The sequence below is a fragment of the Streptomyces sp. NPDC025793 genome (assembly GCF_055558375.1).
Genome location: NZ_JBVHMR010000074.1, coordinates 1 through 21,176, shown reverse-complemented (window position 1 = coordinate 21,176; position 21,176 = coordinate 1). Strand labels below are relative to the sequence as shown.

Sequence of the window (21,176 nt, the reverse complement as noted above, 5' to 3'; positions counted from 1 at the left end):
TCCCGCCCATACGTCGCCAACAGCGCCTGCGCCTCGATCGGATCACCCAACCGCGTCCCCGTACCATGCGCCTCCACCACATCCACCTCAGCCGCCGACACACCCGCATCCGCCAACGCGGCCCGGATCACCCGCTGCTGCGCCGGACCGTTCGGCGCACTCAACCCGTTCGACGCACCGTCCTGATTCACCGCCGAACCCGCCACCACCGCCAGCACCGGATGCCCCAGACGACGCGCGTCCGACAACCGCTCCACCAACAGCAGACCACCACCCTCCGAGAACCCCGTACCATCCGCCGCATCCGCGAACGCCTTGCACCGCCCATCCGCCGCCAACCCCTGCTGACGACTGAAATCCACGAACAGACCGGGCGTGGACATCACGGTGACGCCGCCCGCCAGGGCCAGGTCGCACTCCCCGGTGCGCAGCGCCTGTGCCGCGAGGTGGAGGGCGACGAGGGAGGACGAGCAGGCGGTGTCGACGGTGACGGCGGGGCCCTCCAGCCCGAAGGTGTAGGACACGCGGCCCGACAGGACGGCGGCGGAGTTGCCCGTGCCCAGGTGGGCGCCGACCTCGTCGCCCGGTGCGAGCGGACGGGAGGTGTAGTCCTGGTAGTTGGTGCCGGCGAACACACCGGTCCGGCTGCCGCGCAGCGACCGCGGATCGATGCCCGCCCGCTCGAACGTCTCCCAGGCGACCTCCAGCAGGAGCCGCTGCTGCGGGTCCATGGCCAGGGCTTCACGGGGCGAGATGGCGAAGACGCCGGGGTCGAAGTCGGCGAAGCCGTCGAGGAAGCCACCGGTGAGCGTGGAGGTGCGGCCCGCCGTACCGGGTTCGGGGTCGTAGAGTCCGGCCAGGTCCCAGTCCCGGTCCGTCGGGAAGGGGCCCATGGCGTCGGTCCCGTCGGCCAGGAGCCGCCAGAACCGCTCCGGGGTGTCCGCTCCGCCGGGGAAGCGGCAGGCCATGCCGACGATCACGACCGGGTCCTCTGCCGTGTCCCGGCGGGTGACGGCTCCGGCGGAGGCTGCGGGGCCCGCCGGGGCGAGCTGCTCGCCGAGGTGTTCGGCCAGGGCCGCGGGTGTGGGGTAGTCGTAGACGAGGGTGGCGGGCAGCCGCATGCCGGTCGCCTCGCCGAGCGTGTTGCGCAGCTCGACGGCGGTGAGGGAGTCGAAGCCGAGTTCCCGGAAGGCCCGGGCGGGTTCGACGTCGTCGGGGCTGGGGTGGTTGAGGACGTACGCGATGTGTCCGCGGACCAGTTCGAGCAGCGCGTGGCGCCGTTCGGCGTCCCCGAGGGCGGCGATCGTGGCCATCAGGTCGTTCTCGTCGCCGCCGGAGGCGGTCGGGGCGGCGGGGCGGCGGGCGCGCAGCCGTTCCAGGTCGGGGAGTTGGGCGTAGAGGCGGCGTGGCCGGCCCTTGTCGAGTTCGGCGCCGAAGACCTCCCAGTCGATGTCGGTGACGACGAGTGCGGTGTCGTCCTGGTCGAGGGCGTCCTGGAGGGCGGTGACGGCGACGGCGGGGTCCATGAGGCGGACGCCGTGGCGCTGGAGGCGCTCGCCGACGGTGCCGGCGGCCATGCCTCCGTCGGCCCAGCCGCTCCAGGCGATCGCCGTGGCGGGCAGGCCTCGGGAGCGGCGGTCCTCGGCGAGGGCGTCGAGGTAGGCGTTGCCGGGGGCGTAGTTGCCGTGTCCGGGGCTGCCGAAGACGCCCGAGGAGGAGGAGAACAGCACGAACGCGGAGAGGTCCAGGTCGCGGGTGGCGGCGTCGAGGTTGAGCGCGCCGCCCACCTTGACCCGCAGGACCTCGGCGAGGCGTTCGGGTGTGAGCGAGCCGATGACGCCGTCGTCGAGGACCGCGGCGGTGTGGAAGACGGCGGTGAGGGGGCGTTCCTCGGGGATGGTCGCCAGGAGTGCGGCGAGGTCCGTGGGGTCGGCGATGTCGCGGGCGACGAGTTCGGCGTGGGTGCCGGCGGCGTTCAGTTCGGCGAGCAGTTCGGCGGCGCCTTCCGCGTCGGGGCCGGAGCGGCTGACGAGGAGGAGGTGCGGGGCTCCCGCGCGGGCGAGCCAGCGGGCCACGTGGCGGCCGAGGGCGCCGGTGCCGCCGGTGACGAGGACGGTGCCCTGCGGACGCCACTGGCGGCGGCCGGGCAGTCCGCCGACGGCGGCGCGCTCCAGTCGGCGGCCGAGGACGCCGGTGGCGCGTACGGCGACCTGGTCCTCGTGGTCGGTGCGGGCGAGGACGGCGGCGACGCGGTCGGCGGTGCGGGCGTCGAGCTGGTCGGGCAGGTCGATCAGGCCGCCCCAGCAGTCGGCCTGTTCCAGGGCGACGACCCGGCCGAAGCCCCAGACGAGTGCCTGGGCCGGTGCGGTCGGGGCGGCGCCGGAGCGGGTGGCGACGGCGCCACGGGTGAGGAACCACACGGGCAGCCGGGTGCCCAGGTCGTCCAGCGTCTGCACGAGGGCGACGGTGGTGGCGAACCCGCCGGGCAGCTGGGGGTGCCGGGGGTGCGGGCTGTCGTCCAGGGCGAGCAGGGACAGCACGCCGCGGGCGCCGTCGGTCGCGTCGGCCAGTACGGCGGCGAGGCCGGTGCGGTCGAGGTGGCCGTCGACGGTCACGGGGACGCAGTCGGCGCCCGCGCGGGTCAGGGCGGCCCGGACCGCGGTGGCCTCGGGTCCGTTCTCGTGGCCGCGGGGGACGACGAGGGTCCAGCGGCCGGTGAGGGCGGGGGCCGTCGGGTCCTGCAGCGGGTGCCAGGTGATGCGGTAGCGCCAGCGGTCGGCGGTGGCGCGGTCGGCGCCGCGGCGCCGGTAGCCGGCGAGGGCGGGGGCCAGGGTGGCCGCGGTCTGTGTGTCGAAGCCGAGCGCTTCGGCGAGCGTGGCGTGGTCGCCGGACTCGACGGCCTGCCAGAACGGGGCGTCCGCGCCGTCGGCGGTCCGCGGGGTCGCGGCGGTGGTGAACGCGGGCCAGTAGCGGCGGCGTTGGAAGGCGTAGACGGGAAGGTCGACGCGGTGTGCGGGCTCGTCGTGGACGGCTTTCCAGTCCACGCAGCCGCCGCGGACGGCGAGGCCGGCCACGGACTGCAGGAAGCGTTCGGTACCGCCCTCGGAGCGGCGCAGGGTGCCGAGGACGGCGCCGTCGGCGATGCCGAGGTCGTCGAGGATGTCTCCGACGGCGGTGGTGACCACGGGGTGCGGGGCCATCTCGACGAAGACGCGCTGTCCGGCGTCGGCGAGGGCGCGCACCGTGCTCTCGAAGCGGACGGTGCGGCGGATGTTGTCGTACCAGTAGGCGGCGTCGAGCGTGGTGGTGTCCTCGATGCGTGCCCCGGTGACGGTGGAGTGGAAGGGGATCTCGGCGGGGCGCGGGCGCACCGGGGCGAATCCGGCGAGCAGGGCGTCGCGGACCTCCTCGACCTGGGCGCAGTGGGAGGCGTAGTCCACGGGGACGCGGCGTGCGCGTATGCCGTCGTCGGTGAGGCGGGCCAGCAGTGCGGCGAGCGGCTCAGCGTCGCCGGAGACGGTGACGGAGCGCGGGCCGGTGACGGAGCCGACGGAGATCCGGCCGTCGTAGGGGGCGATGAGCCGCTCGACCTCGGCGAGCGGCAGGGGTACGGCGACCATGCCGCCGCGGCCGGTGATGGCGGTCAGCTCGCGGGAGCGGGTGACGACGACGCGGGCCGCGTCCTGGAGGGTGAGGACGCCGGCGATGTGGGCGGCGGCGATCTCGCCCTGGCTCTGTCCGGCGACCGCGGCGGGGCGGACCCCGCACGCCATCCACAGTCGGGCGAGGGCGACGCAGACGACGAAGAGGGTGGGCTGGACGACGTCGAGCCGTTCCAGGGGCGGGGCGCCGGGGGCGCGGCGCAGGACGTCCAGGACGCGGTAGTCGGTGAACTCCTCGACGGCGGCGGCGGCTTCGTCGAAGGAGGCGCGGAACCGGGCGTCCGTGTCGAGGAGTTCGGTGGCCATGCCCTCCCACTGGGGGCCCTGGCCGGGGAAGAGGAAGACCGGGTCGCCCTCGGTGTCGGCGACGCCGCGCACCACGGCGGGGTCGGGAGTGGCGTCGGCCAGGGCGGTCAGGCCGCGCAGGAGGACGTCGTGGTCGGCGGCGACGACGACGGCGCGGTGTTCGAGGGCGGACCGGGTGCCCGCGAGGGACCAGGCGAGGTCGGCGGGGTGCGGCCCGCCGTCCGGGGCGGAGCGCAGGTGGGCGGCGAGCCGGCGGGCCTGGTCGCGCAGGGCGGCCGCGGTGCGGCCGGAGACGGCGAAGGCGCGCGGGCGGGGAGCCTCGCCCGGCTCGGTGCTGTCGTCCTGTTCGGCGGGCGGGGCCTGTTCGAGGATGACGTGGGCGTTGGTGCCGCTGACGCCGAAGGAGGACACGCCGGCGCGGCGTGGCCGGTCGCCGACGGCCGGCCAGGCGCGGGCTTCGGTGAGCAGTTCGATGTTGCCGGCGGACCAGTCGACGTGCCGGCTGGGCCGGTCGACGTGGAGCGTGGCGGGCAGCCGGCCCGCGCGCAGCGCGAGGACCGTCTTGATGATGCCGGCGACGCCGGCCGCGGCCTGGGTGTGGCCGATGTTCGACTTCACCGAGCCGAGCAGCAGCGGCCGGTCCGCGGGTCGGTCCTGGCCGTAGGTGGCGAGCAGGGCCTGGGCCTCGATGGGGTCGCCGAGGGTGGTGCCGGTGCCGTGCGCCTCCACGGCGTCGACGTCGGCGGGGGCGAGCTGCGCGCTGTTCAGCGCCTGCCAGATGACACGTTCCTGGGAGGGCCCGTTGGGGGCGGTGAGGCCGTTGGAGGCGCCGTCCTGGTTGACGGCCGAGCCGCGCAGGACGGCGAGGACGGGATGTCCGTTGCGTCGGGCGTCGGAGAGCCGTTCGACGACGAGCATTCCGGCGCCCTCGCCCCAGGCGGTGCCGTCGGCGGTGTCGGCGAACGCGCGGCAGCGGCCGTCCGGCGACAGGCCGCGCTGGCGGCTGAACTCCAGGAAGATCGTGGGCGTCGACATGATGGTGACGCCGCCGGCGAGGGCGAGGTCGCACTCCCCCGCGCGCAGGGCCTGCGCCGCCAGGTGGAGGGTGACCAGGGAGGAGGAGCAGGCGGTGTCGACGGAGACGGCAGGGCCTTCGAGGCCGAGGGTGTAGGAGATCCGGCCGGACAGCACGCTGGACGCGTTGCCCACCCCGTCGTCGCCCGCGTTGTCGGACAGGCTGAGCAGGGTGGTGTAGTCCTGAAGGTTGGTGCCGCAGAACACGCCGGTGCGGCTGCCGCGCAGGGCGAGCGGGTCGAGCCCGGCGCGCTCCAGGGCCTCCCAGCAGATCTCCAGCAGGATGCGCTGCTGCGGATCGGTGCCGACGGCTTCGCGCGGCGAGATGCCGAAGAAACCGGCGTCGAAGTCGCCGACGCGGTCGACGAATCCGCCGGTGCGGGTGTAGCTGCGGCCGGGTGTGCCCGGGGTCGGGTCGTACAGGGCGTCGATGTCCCAGCCGCGGTCGCGCGGCCAGTCGGTCATGGCGTCGGTGCCGTCGTCGAGCAGCCGCCACAGGTCGTCGGGGTCGTTGACACCGCCGGGGAATCGGCAGCCCATGGCGACGATCGCCAGGGGTTCGTGCTGGTGTGCCTCGGCCGCGGCCAGGCGCTGCCGCGTCTGGTGGAGGTCGGCCGTGACCTTCTTCAGGTAGCCGAGGAGCTTGTCCTCATCGGTCATGTCGTGTCACCCGTTCTCAGGTCCCGTGGCCGTGCCGTCAGGAGATGCCGAGGTCGTTCTCGATGAAGTCGAAGATCTCGTCCGCGCCGGCGGACTGGATCCGGTCGCTGACGTCGTCCCCGCCGGTGGCGGGGGCGGCGACGGCGGTTGTGGCCCGGCCGGTGAAGCCGCCGAGGAGCGACTGCAGCCGGGCGCCGATGCGGTCGCGTCGGCCGTCGTCCTGCGGCAGTGCGGCGAGGGCCGCCTCCAGGGTGTCCAGCCCGGCGAGGACGGCGGCGGCACCGTCGGTGTCGTCCGAGAGCCGGCCGTGCAGATACCCGGCGAGTGCCGTGGCGCTCGGCTGGTCGAACAGCAGCGTGGCGGGCAGCGCGAGGCCGGTGGCGGCGCCGATCCGGTTGCGCAGTTCGACGGCCATCAGCGAGTCGAATCCCAGGGCGTTGAACGCCGTCGTGGCGCCGACGCGGTCGGTGCCGGTGTGGCCGAGGACGGCGGCGGCCTCGGTGCGCACCAGGGCGGTCAGGGTGCGTTCGCGCTCGGCGGCGGACTGTCCGGCGAGCTGTTCGCGCAGGGCCTGCGAGGCGCCCGCGGTGTTCTGGGGGCGGCGGGCGAGCAGGTCGCGGACCTCGGGGAGGTCGGCGAGCAGCGGGCTGGGCCGGGAGGTGGTGAAGCCGGGTGCGAAGCGGGCCCAGTCGATGTCGGCGACGGCGAGGACGGCGTCGGTGCGGGCGACGGCCCGGCCGAGGGCGTCGACCGCCCGCTCGGGGGCGAGCGGCTCGATGCCGCCGCGCCGCATGCGGTTCTCGCCGTCGGCGTCGGCGCCGGCCATGCCGCCGCCGGCCCACGGCCCCCAGGCCAGTGAGGTGGCGGGCAGCCCGGCGGCCCTGCGGTGTTCGGCCAGGGCGTCCAGGTAGGCGTTGGCCGCCGCGTAGTTGGCCTGGCCGATGGTGCCGAGGGTGCCGGAGACCGACGAGTACAGGACGAACGCGGTGAGCTCGCGCCCACGCGTCAGTTCGTCGAGATGGCGGGCGGCCGCCAGCTTGGGGCGCAGGACGCGGTCCAGGGCGGCGGGGTCCATCCCGTCGAGGAGCCGGTCGTCGAGCACCCCCGCGGTGTGGACGACGGCGTCCACGGGGTGTTCGGCGAGGAGCGCGGCGAGCGCCTCGCGGTCGGCGGTGTCGCAGGCGGCCAGGACCAGTTCGGTGCCGGAGTCGGCGAGCGCGTCCTTGAGGCGGGCGGCGCCCTCGGCGGCCGCGCCGGAGCGGCTGACGGCCAGGATGCGGCCGGCGCCCTGCGCGGCGAGCCAGGCGGCCGTGTGCACGCCGAGCGCGCCGGTGGCTCCGGTGAGCAGGACGGTGCCCGACCAGTCGGGCGCGGGCGCCAGGGGCGTACCGGCCGGGACGCGTTCGAGGCGGCGCAGGAAGGTGCCCGCGGGCCGTACGGCGATCTGGTCCTCGCCGGTGCGGCCGGCCAGTGCGGCGGCCAGGCGGCGGGCCACGTCGGCCGGGACGGCGGTGTCGGTCCCGGCGGGCAGGTCGACCAAGCCGCCCCACAGTTGCGGGTGTTCGAGGGCTGCGGTGCGGCCCAGTCCCCACACGGCGGCCTGCTCGGGGGCCATGGGTGCCTCCGTGCCGAGCACGCCCGCGGCGCCCGCGGTGAGCGCCCACAGCCGCGCCGCGTCGGTGCCGTCGGCGCCGTCGGCGAGTGCCTGGACGAGGGCGGCGGTGGCGGCGAGACCGGCCGGTACGGCGTCGTGTCCGGGCAGCGCGTCGGTGTCGGCGGCGAGCAGGGACACCACGCCGGTCCACGGCCCGGCGTCGTCCTGGCGCAGGTCCGCGAGGACGGCGGCCAGGGCGGTGCGGTCGGCGGTGGCGCAGTCGACGGGCAGGACGCGGACGCGGGCGCCGTGGGCGGTGAGCGCGTCGGCGACGGAGGTGGCCCAGGGGCCGCCGTCGAGACGGCCGGGGACGGCGAGGAGCCAGCCGCCGGTGAGGGTGGCGGCGGTGTCGGCGGCGGGCCGCCACACCACGCGGTGTTCCCAGCGCTGGATCTGCGCCTGCCTGCGGTCCTCGCCGCGCCAGGCGGCGAGCGCGGGCAGTACGGCGCTGAGCGGGGCGTCGCTGTCGACGGCGAGGCGCTCGGCGAGGGCGGCGGGGTCCGCGGCCTCGACGAGTTCCCAGAACGCGGCGTCCTGGCCGGCCGCGGCGGCGGCGGGCGCGGACGTCTCCAGCCAGAAGCGCTCGCGCTGGAAGGCGTAGGTGGGCAGGGGCACGGGCCGGGCTTCGGTGTCCGCCGGTACGGCCGGTACGTCACCGAGCCCGTGCACGTGCAGGGTGCCGGCGGCGAGCAGCGCGGAACGGTCCTCGGGCAGGTCGCGGCGTGCCAGGGGTACGGCGGTCACCGCCGCGGAGTCGCTGACGCCGTCCTGGACCAGGGGGGTGAGGGTGGCGTCGGGGCCGAGTTCGAGGAAGCGGGTGGCACCGCTCTCCTCCAGCGTGCGGACCATGTCGGCGAAGCGGACGGCCTGGCGGACGTGGCGCACCCAGTAGTCGGGGGTGAGCAGGTCGTCGCCGGTCGCGAGGGTGCCGGTCACGTTGGACACGACGGGCACGGTGGGGGCGTGGAAGCCGACGCGGGCGGCGACGGCGCGGAAGTCGTCGAGCACGGCGTCCATCAGCGGCGAGTGGAAGGCGTGGCTGACCTTCAGGCGCCGGGTCTTGCGGCCCCGTGCGGCGAACTCGGCGGCGATCTGCGTCACGTCCTCGGCCTGGCCGGAGACGACCACGGAGACGGGTCCGTTGACCGCGGCGACGGCGACGCGGTCGGCGCGGTCGGCCAGCAGGGGCAGTACCTCCTGCTCGGTCGCCTCCAGGGCGGCCATGGCGCCGCCCTCGGGCAGGCTCTGCATGAGCCGGCCGCGCGCGCCGACCAGCGCGCAGGCGTCGGCCAGGTCGAAGACGCCGGCGACGTGCGCGGCGGTCAGTTCGCCGATGGAGTGCCCGGCGAGCACGTCGGGCCGTACCCCCCAGGACGTGGCCAGGGCGTGGGCGGCGGTGCCGTAGGCGAAGAGCGCGGCCTGCGTGTAGGCGGTGCGGTCCAGCAGGGCGGCCTCGGCGCTGTCGGCCGCGGCGAGGACGACGTCGCGCAGCGGCGGTCCGTCGAGGTGGCGGTCGAGTTCGGCGCACACCGCGTCGAAGGTCCGCGCGTAGACGGGGTGGGCGTCGTACAACTCGCGGCCCATGCCGGGGCGTTGGGCGCCCTGGCCGCTGAACAGGACGGCGAGCCGCCCGCCGTCGGCGGTGCCGGTGGCCGTGCCGGGGTGCGGCTCGCCGGAGGCGACGGCGGCGAGCCCGGCCAGGAGTTCCTCGCGGTCGGCGGCGACGACCGCGGCGCGGTGGGCCTGCGGGTGGCGGGCGACGGCGAGGGTGCGGGCGACGTCGCGGGGGTCGTCGTCGTGGTGCAGGAGGTGGGTACGCAGCCGGGCCGCCTGGGCGCGCAGCGCGTCCGGGGTGTGTCCGGAGACGGGGTACACCCGGGGCACGGCGGCGGACTCGGGCCGCTCGGCGGCGGGCTCGGCGGCGGGGGGTTCTTCGAGGACGACGTGGGCGTTGCTGCCGCTGATGCCGAAGGAGGACACGCCCGCGCGGCGGGGCCGGTCACCGCGGGCCGGCCAGGACCGGGCCTCGGTGAGCAGCTCGATGGTGCCGCTGGACCAGTCGATGTGCGGGGAGGGCTCGTCGACGTGCAGGGTGCGCGGCAGTTCGCCGTGGCGCATGGCCATGACCATCTTGATGACGCCCGCGGCGCCCGCGGCGGCCTGGGTGTGCCCGAAGTTGGACTTGGCGGAGCCCAGCAGCAGCGGTTCGCCCTCGGCGCGTGCGCGGCCGTAGGTGGCGAACAGCGCCTGCGCCTCGATGGGGTCGCCGAGCGTGGTGCCGGTGCCGTGCGCCTCGACGGCGTCGACGTCGGCCGGGGCGAGCCCGGCCGAGGCCAGCGCCTGGCGGATGACGCGCTCCTGGGAGGGGCCGTTGGGTGCGGTCAGGCCGTTGGAGGCGCCGTCCTGGTTGGTGGCGGAGCCGCGGACCACGGCGAGGACGGGGTGGCCGCCCCGGCGGGCGTCGGAGAGGCGTTCCAGCAGGAGCATGCCGACGCCCTCGGAGAAGCTGGTGCCGTCGGCGGAGGCGGCGAACGCCTTGCAACGGCCGTCGGCGGCCAGCCCGTTCTGGGCGGTGAACTCGGTGTAGGTGCCGGGTGTGGCCATGACCGTGACACCGCCGGCCAGCGCCATGGTGCACTCGCCCTGGCGCAGGGCGTGGGCGGCGAGGTGCAGGGCGACCAGGGCGGAGGAGCAGGCGGTGTCGACCGTCATGGTCGGCCCCTCCAGGCCGAAGGTGTAGGCGACGCGGCCGGACAGGACGCTGCCGGACACGCCGAGCCCGATGTAGCCCTCCATGCCCTCGGGGATGTCGGCCAGACCGGAGGCGTAGCCGGAGCCCATCGCGCCGACGTAGACGCCGGTGCCGCTGCCGCGCAGGGACAGCGGGTCGATCCCGGCGCGCTCGAAGACCTCCCAGGAGGTCTCCAGGAGCAGCCGCTGCTGGGGGTCCATGGCGAGCGCCTCGCGGGGGGCGATGCCGAACAGGGCGGCGTCGAAGTGCGTGGCGCCGTACAGGAATCCGGCCTCCAGGCCGGGCAGGCGGTCCAGGTCCCAGCCGCGGTCGGTGGGGAAGGCGCCGATGGCGTCGCCGCCCTCGGACACGAACCGCCACAGGTCCTCGGGCGAGCTGACGCCGCCGGGGTACTGGCAGGCCATGGCGACGATGACGACCGGGTCGTCTTCCTCAGCGGTGGCCGTCGTGGTGGCGAACTCCTCGGTGGCGCCGGTGAGTTCGCGGGCCAGGTGGCGGGCGAGCGCGCTGGGGCGGGGGTGGTCGAAGACGAGCGTCGCGGGCAGCCGCAGTCCCGTCTCGGCGGTGAGCCGGTTGCGCAGGTCGACGGAGGTGAGGGAGTCGAAGCCGAGGTCCTTGAAGGACTGTTCGCCGTCGACGGCGCCGGCCGAGCCGTGTCCGAGGGCGACCGCGGCGTGCCGGCGGACGACGTCGAGCAGGAGGCGTTCCTGGTCGGGTGCGGACAGTCCGGACAGGCGGCGGCCGAAGGCGGAGGCGTCCGTGTCGGCGGCCCGGGCGGTGCGCCGGGCCGGTGCCGGGACGAGGCCGTGCAGCAGGGCGGGCAGCCGCCCGGCCGAGGCGGCGGAGCGCAGCGCCGCCGGGTCGGTGCGCAGCGGTGCGAGGAGGGGCTCGCCGGTCGCGAGGGCCTGGTCGAGCAGCCGCAGCGCCGCGTCGGGGTCCAGGGCGGGCAGACCGGAGGCCGCGATGCGGCGCCGGTCCTCGTCGCCGAGGCCGCCGGTCATGCCGCTGTCGTGGTCCCACAGGGTCCAGGCCAGTGAGGTGGCGGGCAGACCGGCGGTGCGGCGGTGGTGGGCGAGGGCGTCCAGGACGGTGTTGGCGGCGGCGTAGTTGGCCTGTCCGGCGCCGCCGAGCAGTCCGGAGGCCGAGGAGAACAGGACGAAGGCGGTGAGGTCGGCGTCCCGGGTCGCCGTGTGCAGGGCGAGCGCGGCGTCCGCCTTGGCGCGCAGCACGGGGGCGAGCCGGTCGGGGGTGAGCGAGCCGAGCACGCCGTCGTCGAGGACGCCCGCGGTGTGCACCACGCCGCGCAGCGGCCGGTCGGCGGCCAGCGTGCCGAGCAGTGCGGCCAGCGCGCCGGGGTCGGCGGCGTCGCAGGCCTCGACGCGTACGGCGGCCCCGTGCGCGGTGAGTTCGTCCGTCAGCTCGCGGGCGCCGGGGGCGTCGGTGCCGCGCCGGCTGGTGAGCAGCAGGGAGCGCACGCCGTGGGCGGTGACCAGGTGGCGGGCGACCAGGGCGCCGAGCGCGCCGGTGCCGCCGGTGATCAGGACGGTGCCGTCGGCGTCCCAGCCGGGCGCCCGGTCGGCCGCGGCGGCGCGGGCCAGTGCCGGTGTGCGCAACGTGCCGTCGCGCAGGGCGAGTTGGGTGGCGCCGGTGCTGACGGCGGCGGCGAGGGCGGCGCGGGAGGCGTCGGTGTCGTCGAGGTCGGCGAGGACGAGACGGCCCGGGTTCTCGGTCTGGGCCGAGCGGACCAGGCCCCACACGGCGGCGGCGGACAGGTCGGTGACGTCCTCGCCGTCGGCCGCGCTCACGGCGCCGCGTGTGACGATCACGAGCGGGGCGCCGTCGGTGCGCGGATCGGCCAGCAGTGTCTGCAGGTCGGTCAGGACGCGGCCGGCGATGCTCGCGGGGGTCTCGTCGGGGGCGGAGGCGTACGGCAGGACCACGGCCGTGGGTGTGTCGTCGGCGCCGAGTGCCGGCCGGGCGGGCACCAGGCCCGCCGGATCGCCGCAGCCGAGCCGCCAGCCGTCGGTGTCCGCGGTGTCGGGCAGGGCGGTGTCGCTCCAGCGCACGGTGAACAGGGCGCCGTCGGCGGGCCGGGAGGTGTGCAGGGCGCCCTGGGAGACCGGGCGGCTGACGAGGGAGTCGACGGTGGCCACGGGGCGTCCGGTGCCGTCGGCGAGGTGCAGGCCGACGGCGCCGGAGGAGCCGCGCTCCAGGCGGACCCGGAGCTCGGTGGCACCGACGGCGTGCAGGGTGACGCCGCTGAACGCGAACGGCAGGCCCACGCCCGCTCGTTCGGCGCCGTCGTCGCCGCCGTCACCGGCGAGCTGGGCGTGCAGGGCGGCGTCCAGGAGGGCCGGGTGCAGGCCGAACCGGGCGGCGTCGCGGTGCTGTTCCTCGGGGAGCACCACCTCGGCGTACCAGGTGTCGCCGGAGCGCCAGGCGGCCCGCAGGCCCTGGAAGACGGGACCGTACTGGTAGCCCTGGGTGGCGAGGGCGTCGTAGAAGCCGTCCAGCGGGAGGCTGTGGGCGTCCGCGGGCGGCCAGGCGACGGGCTCGGCCTCGGGCGCGGCGGGCGCCGGGGCGAGGACGGCGGTGGCGTGCCGGGTCCAGGGGCTGTCGTCGTCGGCGCCGGCCCGGGAGTGCACGGTGACCGGCCGGCGGCCGTCGGCGTCGGCGGCGCCGAGTGCGATCTGGAGCTGGACGCCGCCGGCGTCCGGGAGGATCAGCGGGGCTTCGAGGGTGAGGTCGTCGAGGAGGCCGCAGCCGACCTCGTCACCGGCGCGCAGCACGAGTTCGACGAACGCGGTGCCCGGGAGCAGGACGGTGCCGGACACGGTGTGGTCGGCGAGCCAGGGCTGGGTGCGGGTGGACAGCCGGCCGGTGAGCAGCACGCGGTCGTCGTCGGCGACGCGGACGACGGCCCCGAGCAGCGGGTGTCCGGTGCCGGTGAGACCGGCGCCGGTGACGTCGCCGGTGGTGTCGGCGGGCCGCAGCCAGTAGCGCTCGCGCATGAACGCGTAGGTGGGCAGGTCGACTTGGGGGTCGGCCGGGTCGCTGCCGAGCAGGGCGGCCAGGTCGACGGAGACTCCGTGGGCGTGGGCGGCGGCGACGGCGGCGAGCAGGGTGTCCGGCTCGGGGCGGTCCTTGCGCAGCACGGGCGCGCAGAGCCGGTCGACGGTGTCGTCGGGCAGTGCGGCGCGGACGAGCGCGGTGAGCGTGGTGTCGGGGCCGAGTTCCAGGTAGCGGGTGACGCCGTGGGTGGCGAGCCAGTCGACGCCGTCGCCGAAGCGGACGGCGTGGCGCAGGTGGCGCACCCAGTAGTCGGCGGAGGTCAGTTCCTCGGCGGTGGCCGGGCGTCCGGTGAGGTTGGAGACCACGGTCAGGCGCGGCGGGTGCGCGGTGACGCTCTCGGCGACGGCGCGGAAGGCGTCGAGGACGGCGTCCATGCGCGCCGAGTGGAAGGCGTGCGAGACCCGCAGTCTGCGGGTGGTGCGGCCGCGGGCGCCGAGCGCCGAGGCGACGGCCTCGACGGCGGCCTCGTCGCCGGAGATCACGGTGGCGCGCGGGCCGTTGACGGCGGCCACCGACACGGCGCCGCCGTGTTCGGCGAGCAGCGCGGCCACCTCGTCCTCGGCGGCCTCGACGGAGACCATCGCGCCGCCGCGCGGGAGGTCCTGCATCAGCCGTCCGCGGGCGGCGACGAGCCGGCAGGCGTCGGGCAGCGACCACACGCCGGCGACGTGCGCGGCGGACAGTTCACCCAGCGAGTGCCCGAAGAGGTACTTGGGCGTGACGCCCCATGATTCCAGCAGGCGGTGGAGGGCGACCTCGACGGCGAACAGGGCGGGCTGGGCGAGGCCGGTCTCCCGCAGCGCCGCGTCGTCCGGGGCGCTGTCGAAGACGGCTTCCTTCAGGCTCAGTCCGAGTTCGGGGTCGAGGTGGGCGCACACCTCGTCGAAGGCCCGGGCGAACGCGGGGAACGCGCCGTACAGTTCGCGGCCCATGCCGGGACGCTGGGCGCCCTGTCCGGAGAAGAGGAACGCGGTCGCGCCGCGCAGGGTGCGGCCGGTCACGACGGCCGGGTGCTCCTCCCCCGCGGCGAGGGCGCGCAGGGCGTCGCGGGTGCCGGCCAGGTCCGCCGCGAGGACGACGGCCCGGTGTTCGAAGGCCTGCCGGGTGGCGGCGAGGGCGCGGGCGGTGACGTGCGGGTCGTCGGCGGGGTGGGCGTCGGTGTGCGCCAGGAGGCGGGCGGCCTGGGCGCGCAGCGCTTCGGCGCCGCGCGCGGACAGCGGCCAGGGCGCCAGGGGCAGCCGCACGGCGGTCGCGGGGGCGGGGGCCTGGGGCTCCGCCGTCTCCTCGGGCTCCTCGGGCGCGGCCTCCAGGATGGTGTGCGCGTTGGTGCCGCTGATACCGAAGGAGGAGACGGCGGCGCGGCGGGGGCGGCCTTCGGTGAGCGGCCAGTCGGTGGCCTCGGTGAGCAGCCGGACGTGCCCGGCGTCCCAGTCGACGTGGGTGGAGGGCTGGTCCACGTGCAGGGTGCGGGGCAGGCGCCCGTGCTGGAGGGCCAGCACCGTCTTGATGACGCCGGCGACGCCGGCGGCCGCCTGGGTGTGGCCGAGGTTCGACTTCAACGAGCCCAGGTACAGGGGCCGTTCGGCGGTCTTGGCCCGGCCGTAGGTGGCGAGCAGCGCCTGGGCCTCGATGGGGTCGCCGAGGGTGGTGCCGGTGCCGTGGGCCTCGACGGCGTCGACGTCGGCCGCGGTGATCCCGGCGCCTTCGAGGGCCTGTTCGATGACGCGCTGCTGGGCGGGCCCGTTGGGCGCGGTCAGACCGTTGGAGGCGCCGTCGGAGTTGACGGCGGAGCCGCGGACCACGGCCAGCACCGGGTGTCCGTTGCGGCGGGCGTCGGAGAGGCGTTCCACCAGCAGCAGGCCCACGCCCTCGGACCAGCCGGTGCCGTCGGCGGAATCGGCGAACGCCTTGCAGCGTCCGTCCGGGGCGAGCCCGCGCTGCCTGCTGAACTCGAACAGCAGGCCCGGGGTGGCCATGACGGCGACACCGCCGGCCAGGGCGAGGTCGCACTCACCGGCGCGCAGCGCCTGCACCGCCCAGTGCAGGGCGACCAGGGAGGAGGAGCAGGCGGTGTCGACGGTGACCGTCGGGCCCTCCAGGCCCAGGACGTAGGAGATGCGGCCGGAGGCGACCGAGGTCGCGTTGCCGGCGAGCATCAGTCCGTGCACGTCCTCGGGCACCTCGACCGGGCCCTGGCCGTAGCCGGAGGTCGCGGCTCCCACGAACACTCCGGTGGAGCTGCCGCGCAGGGTCTGCGGCCGGATGCCGGCGCGCTCCAGCAGCTCCCACGACGCCTCCAGCAGGATCCGCTGCTGCGGGTCGGTGGCGAGGGCCTCGCGGGGGCTCATGCCGAAGAAGGCGGCGTCGAAGGAGGCGGCGTCGCGCAGGAAGCCGCCCTCCCGGGTGGAGAAGGTGCCGGGCCGGCCGGGGTCGGGGTCGTAGCGGTCCTCGATGTCCCAGCCGCGGTCCTGTGGCAACGGGCCGATGGCGTCCCGGCCCTCGTCGACGAGCCGCCACAGGTCCTCGGGCGAACGGATGTCGCCGGGGAACCGGCAGCTCATCGCGACGACGGCGATCGGCTCCCGGCTGCGGTCCTCGACCTCGCGCAGCCTGCGGCGGGTCTGGCGGAGTTCACCCGTGACCCGCTTGAGGTATTCCACGTACTTGTCGTCGTCAGCCACGAGAGTCACTTCCTTGAACCGGGCGGAGCCGGGGCGTCGGGTGCGTGCGGAGGACCGGCGGGGTGCTCACAGGTCCCCCAGCTCGCGGTCGATCAGGTCGAAGAGGTCGCCCGCCGTCTCGACCTCGGCCAGTTCCGCGTCCTCGTCGGCGAGGGCGGCGGGCGCGGCGGCGAGGGCCGGTTCGACAGGCTCGCCCTGCCAGCGGGAGAGCAGTTCGCGCAGCCGGGCGGTGACCTTCTCGCGGTCCTCGCCGGCCACGTCGGCACCCCGCAGGGCGCTCTCCAGGCGGTCCATGTCGCCGAGGAGGGCCTGCGCGGTCCCGGGCGGCTCGGGCAGGGACAGCTCGCCCAGCAGGTAGCGGGCCTGGGCGAGGGCGGTCGGGTAGTCGAACACCAGGGTGGCGGGCAGCCGCAGGGCGGTGGCCGCGCCGAGCCGGTTGCGCAGCTCGACCGCCGTCAGGGAGTCGAAGCCCAGCTCCTTGAAGGTCTGTTCGGGATCGATCTCGGCCGCCGAGCCGTGTCCGAGGACGGCGGCGGCCTGCTCGGCGACCACGTCGAGCAGGAGCTGCTCGCGGTCCGCGGCGGGCAGCGGAGCCAGCCGGTCGGCCAGCGACCGCGGTGCCTGCGCGGCGGGCGCCGTCCCGGCGGCGGTGGCGCGGCGCCGGGCGGGGGTGCGCACCAGGCCGCGCAGGAGGACCGGCAGGACGTCGTGGTGTGCGCGCAGGGCGGCCGGGTCCAGGTCCATCGGCAGCAGCGCGGCCCGGTCGCCGCCGGCGGCGGCGTCGAACAGCCGCATGCCGGTGCCGGGTCCGAGCGGCACCATGCCGGTGCGGGCGTGCCGTTCGCGGTCGGCGTCGCCGAGTTCCCCGGTCATGCCCGCCTCGGGCAGCCAGGTGCCCCAGGCGAGCGAGACGGCGGGCAGGCCCTTGGCGCGCCGGTGCTGGGCGAAGGCGTCCAGGAAGGCGTTGGCCGCCGAGTAGTTGGCCTGTCCGGCGCCGCCGAACGTGCCGGCGACCGAGGAGAAGACCACGAACCGGGCGAGGTCGAGGTCACGGGTGAGCTCGTGCAGCGCGACCACGGCGTCGGCCTTGGGCCGCAGCGCCCGCTCCAGCCGGTCCGGTGTCATCGAGGACAGCACGCCGTCGGCGAGGACACCCGCGGTGTGCACCACGGCCGTCAGCGGCCGGTCGGCGGGGATGCCCGCGAGGAGCGCGGCGAGCGCGGTGCGGTCGGCCACGTCGCAGGCGGCGACGGTGACGTCCGCGCCCCGCGCGGCGAGTTCGTCGCGCAGCTCGGCCGCGCCGGGCGCGTCCGCGCCGCGCCGGCCGGCGATCAGCAGATGCCGTACGCCGTGCTCGACGACGAGATGGCGGGCGGTGATGCGGCCGAGGCCGCCGAGGCCGCCGGTGAGCAGGACGGTGCCGGCCGGGTCGGGCGCGGTCGGCAGGGTCAGGACGACCTTGCCGACGTGCCGCGCCTGGCTGACGAAGCGGAACGCGTCGGGCGCCCGGCGGACGTCCCACACGGCCATCGGCAGCGGTTTCAGCGCACCGCGCCCGAACAGGTCCGCCAGGTCGGCGAGGATCTCGCCGATCCGGTCGGGTCCGGCCTCGATCAGGTCGAAGGCCCGGTAGGTGACGCCGGGGTGGTCGGCGGCGACCTGTTCGGGGTCGCGTACGTCGGTCTTGCCCATCTCCAGGAACCGGCCGCCGCGCGGCAGCAGCCGCAGGGAGGCGTCCACGAACTCCCGGGCCAGGGAGTCGAGGACGACGTCGAAGCCGCGGCCCTCGGTGGCGGTGCGCAGTCGCTCCTCGAAGTCGAGGTCGCGGGAGGAGGCGAGGTGGGCGTCGTCGAGTCCGGCGGCCCGCAGCGCGTCCCACTTGGCGGGCGACGCCGTGCCGTACACCTCGGCGCCGAGGTGCCGGGCGAGCTGGACGGCGGCCGAGCCGACGCCGCCCGCCGCCGCGTGCACGAGGACGCTCTCGCCGGGCTTGAGCCCGCCGAGGTCGACCAGGGCGTAGTACGCGGTGAGGTAGACGATGGGTACGGTCGCGGCCTCGGCGAAGCTCCAGCCCTTCGGGATCGGTGCGACCATCCGGGCGTCGGCCACCGCGACGGGCCCGAAGGCGCCGGCGAACATGCCCATCACCCGGTCGCCGGGTGCGAGGCCGGTGACGTCGGTGCCGGTCTCGGTGATCACCCCGGCGCCTTCGAGGCCGATCGCGGTGGCGTCGCCGGGGTACATGCCGAGCGTGGTGAGGACGTCGCGGAAGTTGACGCCGGCGGCGCGCATCGAGATGCGCACCTCGTTCGGGGCGAGCGCGGCCTCGACCTCGGGGCAGGCCGCGAGTCGCAGGCTGTCCAGGCTGCCCCGGTGGGCCACGCCGAGCCGCCAGGTGTCGGTGCCGGCGGGCGGGACGAGGGCGCGGTCGGCGGCCAGCGGCACGATGCGCGGTGTGGTCACCGTCCCTTCCTGCACGGCGAGTTCGAACGCGGTGTCGCCGAGCGCGGCGGGCAGTGCCGCCGCCGAGGCGTCGGTGCCGTCGGTGTCGACGAGGACGAACCGGCCGGGGTTCTCGGTGCGGGCGGCCCGCACCAGGCCCCACACCGCCGCCTGCACCGGGTCGGCCGGCCGGGGTCCCGCCGGGACGGCGCCCCGGGTGACGACGGCGAGCCGGGCGTGCGCGAACGCCGGGTCGGCCACCCACCGCTGGACGACGGCGAGCGCCTCGGTGAGGGTGTCGCGGCCCGCGTCGGCGAGGTCGCCCAGGGTGTTCTCCGGAGTCTGCGCGGGCACGGCGTACAGGACGGTGTCCGGCACCTGCTCGTTTTCCGCGACGGGGGTGAGGCCGCAGGCCCGGCGCACGGTGTGACCGGCGGCCCGCAGGGCGTCGGCGAGTGCCGTCGCCTCGTCCGCGCCGACGACCGTCCACGCGGTCGGTGCGACGGCGTCCGCGGTGGCCACCGGCTGCCAGTCCAGCTCGTACAGGCCCTGGCGGTCCGGGGCGCCGATGGTGGAGCCCGCCAGGTCGCCGGTCAGCTCGCGCAGGGTGAGCGAGCCGACCGAGCCGACCGGGCGGCCCGCCGGGTCGGCGAGGGCGAGGCCGATGGCCTCCGGGCCCTCCTGGACCATCCGCAGCCGCAGCGCCGAGGCACCGACGGCGTCCAGGCGCACGTCGCTCCACGAGAACGGCAGCCGTCCGGCGTCCTTCATGGGCACGAACATCACGGCGTGCAGCGCGGCGTCGAGCAGGGCAGGGTGCAGGTCGAAGGCGTCGGCCGCGGGAGCGGCGTCGGCAGGCAGGGCGGCCTCGGCGAACACCTCCGCGCCGCGCGTCCAGACCCGGGTCAGGCCCTGGAACAGCGGGCCGTAGAGGTGGCCGCGGTCGGCGAAGGCCTCGTAGAAGCCGTCGAGCGGCACCTCGGTGCCGTCCTCGGGCGGCCAGACGGTGAAGTCGTAGGGTACGGCGGCCGGTTCGGCGGCGGCGGTGAGCAGGCCGCTGACATGCAGGGTCCACGGCGTGCCGGGCTCGGCGGTGTCGGGCCGGCCGTGCACGGTCAGGGGGCGGGCGCCGGTGGCGTCCGGCGCCTCGACCCGTACCTGGACCTGCACGCCGCCCTGGGCGGGCAGGGTGAGCGGGGCCAGGATCGTCAGTTCGGTGACGTGCTCGCAGCCGGTCCGGGCACCGGCGTGCAGGGCCAGGTCGAGGAATCCCGTGGCCGGGAACAGTGCGGCGCCGGTGAGCGCGTGGTCCTTGAGCCAGGGGCTGCTGCCGAGGGCGAGCCTGCCGGTGAGGACATGGGTGTCGCCGTCGGCCAGTTCCACGGCCGCGCCCAGCAGCGGATGGCTGCTCGCGCCCAGGCCCGCGGACGTGACGTCGCCGAGCAGCGCGGGCGGACCGGGCCAGAAGCGACGGCGCTGGAAGGGGTACGTGGGCAGGGGTACGGTGCGGGCGCCGGTGCCGTCGAACAGTCGCGGCCAGTCCACGGGCAGGCCGTGCGCGAAGGCCCGGGCGACGGCGTCGAGGAGCGTCTCGTCCTCGGCACGGTCCTTGCGCAGCACGGGCACGAACAGTGTGGTCTCGGCGTCCGGCAGGCAGCTCTGCGCCATCGCGGTGAGCGTGCCGTCGGGTCCGACCTCCAGGAACCGGTCGGCGCCGTGTTCGGCGAGCCAGCGGACGCCGTCGGCGAAGCGGACGGCGTCTCGCACATGGCGCACCCAGTACTCCGGGTCCTGCAGTTCGCCGCCGGCGGCGGCACGGCCGGTGACGTTGGAGATCACCGCCATGCGCGGCGCCTCGTAGGTGATGCCCGCGGCGACCTCGCGGAACGCGTCGAGCATCGGTTCCATGAGCGGGGAGTGGAAGGCGTGGCTGACCCGCAGCCGGGTGGTGCGGCGCCCGTCGGCGGCGAGCCGTGCGGCGATGTCGGTGACCACGTCCTCGGCGCCGGAGACGACCACGGAGCGCGGCCCGTTCACGGCGGCGATGCCCGCGTCCGGGTGCCCCTCCAGGAGGGGGCGTACCTCGTCCTCGGTGGCCTCCACGGCGAACATGGCGCCGCCGGACGGGAGTTCCTGCATCAGCCTGCCGCGCGCGGCGACCAGGGCGCAGGCGTCCTTGAGCGACATCACTCCGGCGACGTGGGCGGCGGCGATCTCGCCGATGGAGTGTCCGGCGACGAAGTCCGGGCGTACGCCCCACGACTCCAGCAGCCGGTACAGGGCGACTTCGACGGCGAAGAGGGCGGGCTGTGTCCACTCGGTGCGGTTCAGCAGCTCGGCGTCGTCGCCGAGGACGAGGTCGCGCAGTTCGGCGCCGAAGTGGGCGCAGACGGCGTCGAAGGCGTCCGCGTAGGCGGGGTGGGTGTCGTAGAGGCCGCGGCCCATGCCCGGGCGCTGGGCGCCCTGCCCGGAGAAGAGGAAGGCGGTCTTGCCGTCGACGCGGTGCACGCCGGTGACGGTGTGCGGCCCGCTCTCGCCGGCGGCGAGCAGCCGCAGCCCGTCGGAGAGTGCGGCTCGGTCGGCGCCGAGGACGACGGCGCGGTGCTCGAAGGCGGCGCGGGTCTCGGTGAGCGACAGGCCGAGGTCCGCGGGGGTGATGTCGGGGAACTCCCGCAGATGGTCGAGGAGTTGGGCGGCCTGGGCGCGTAGGGCGTCCCGGCTGCGTGCGGTGACGACCCAGGGGACGTACGAAGCGTCCGCGACCGGGACGACAGAAGCGTCGCCGGCAACCGGTTCGCCGGTCACATCCTCCAGGATCACATGCGCGTTGGTCCCACTGATACCGAACGAGGACACACCCGCACGCCGCGGAC

3 protein-coding genes are annotated in these 21,176 nt (G+C 76.1%); all 3 read right to left on the bottom strand.

What is annotated here, in order from left to right:
• The coding region (locus ACZ4MF_RS46060; RefSeq protein WP_467500044.1) for a type I polyketide synthase at positions 1 to 5,702 on the bottom strand (5,702 nt) is incomplete at its 3' end.
• A 37-nt stretch (positions 5,703 to 5,739) separates the two neighbouring features.
• Entirely contained in the window at positions 5,740 to 15,861 is a 10,122-nt protein-coding gene (locus tag ACZ4MF_RS46055) for a type I polyketide synthase (RefSeq protein ID WP_467500042.1), read from the bottom strand.
• Positions 15,862 to 15,927: 66 nt separating this feature from the next.
• Positions 15,928 to 21,159, bottom strand: a complete 5,232-nt coding sequence (locus tag ACZ4MF_RS46050) for an SDR family NAD(P)-dependent oxidoreductase (RefSeq protein WP_467500040.1) — start codon at positions 21,157 to 21,159, stop codon at positions 15,928 to 15,930.
• Positions 21,160 to 21,176 lie beyond the last annotated feature (17 nt).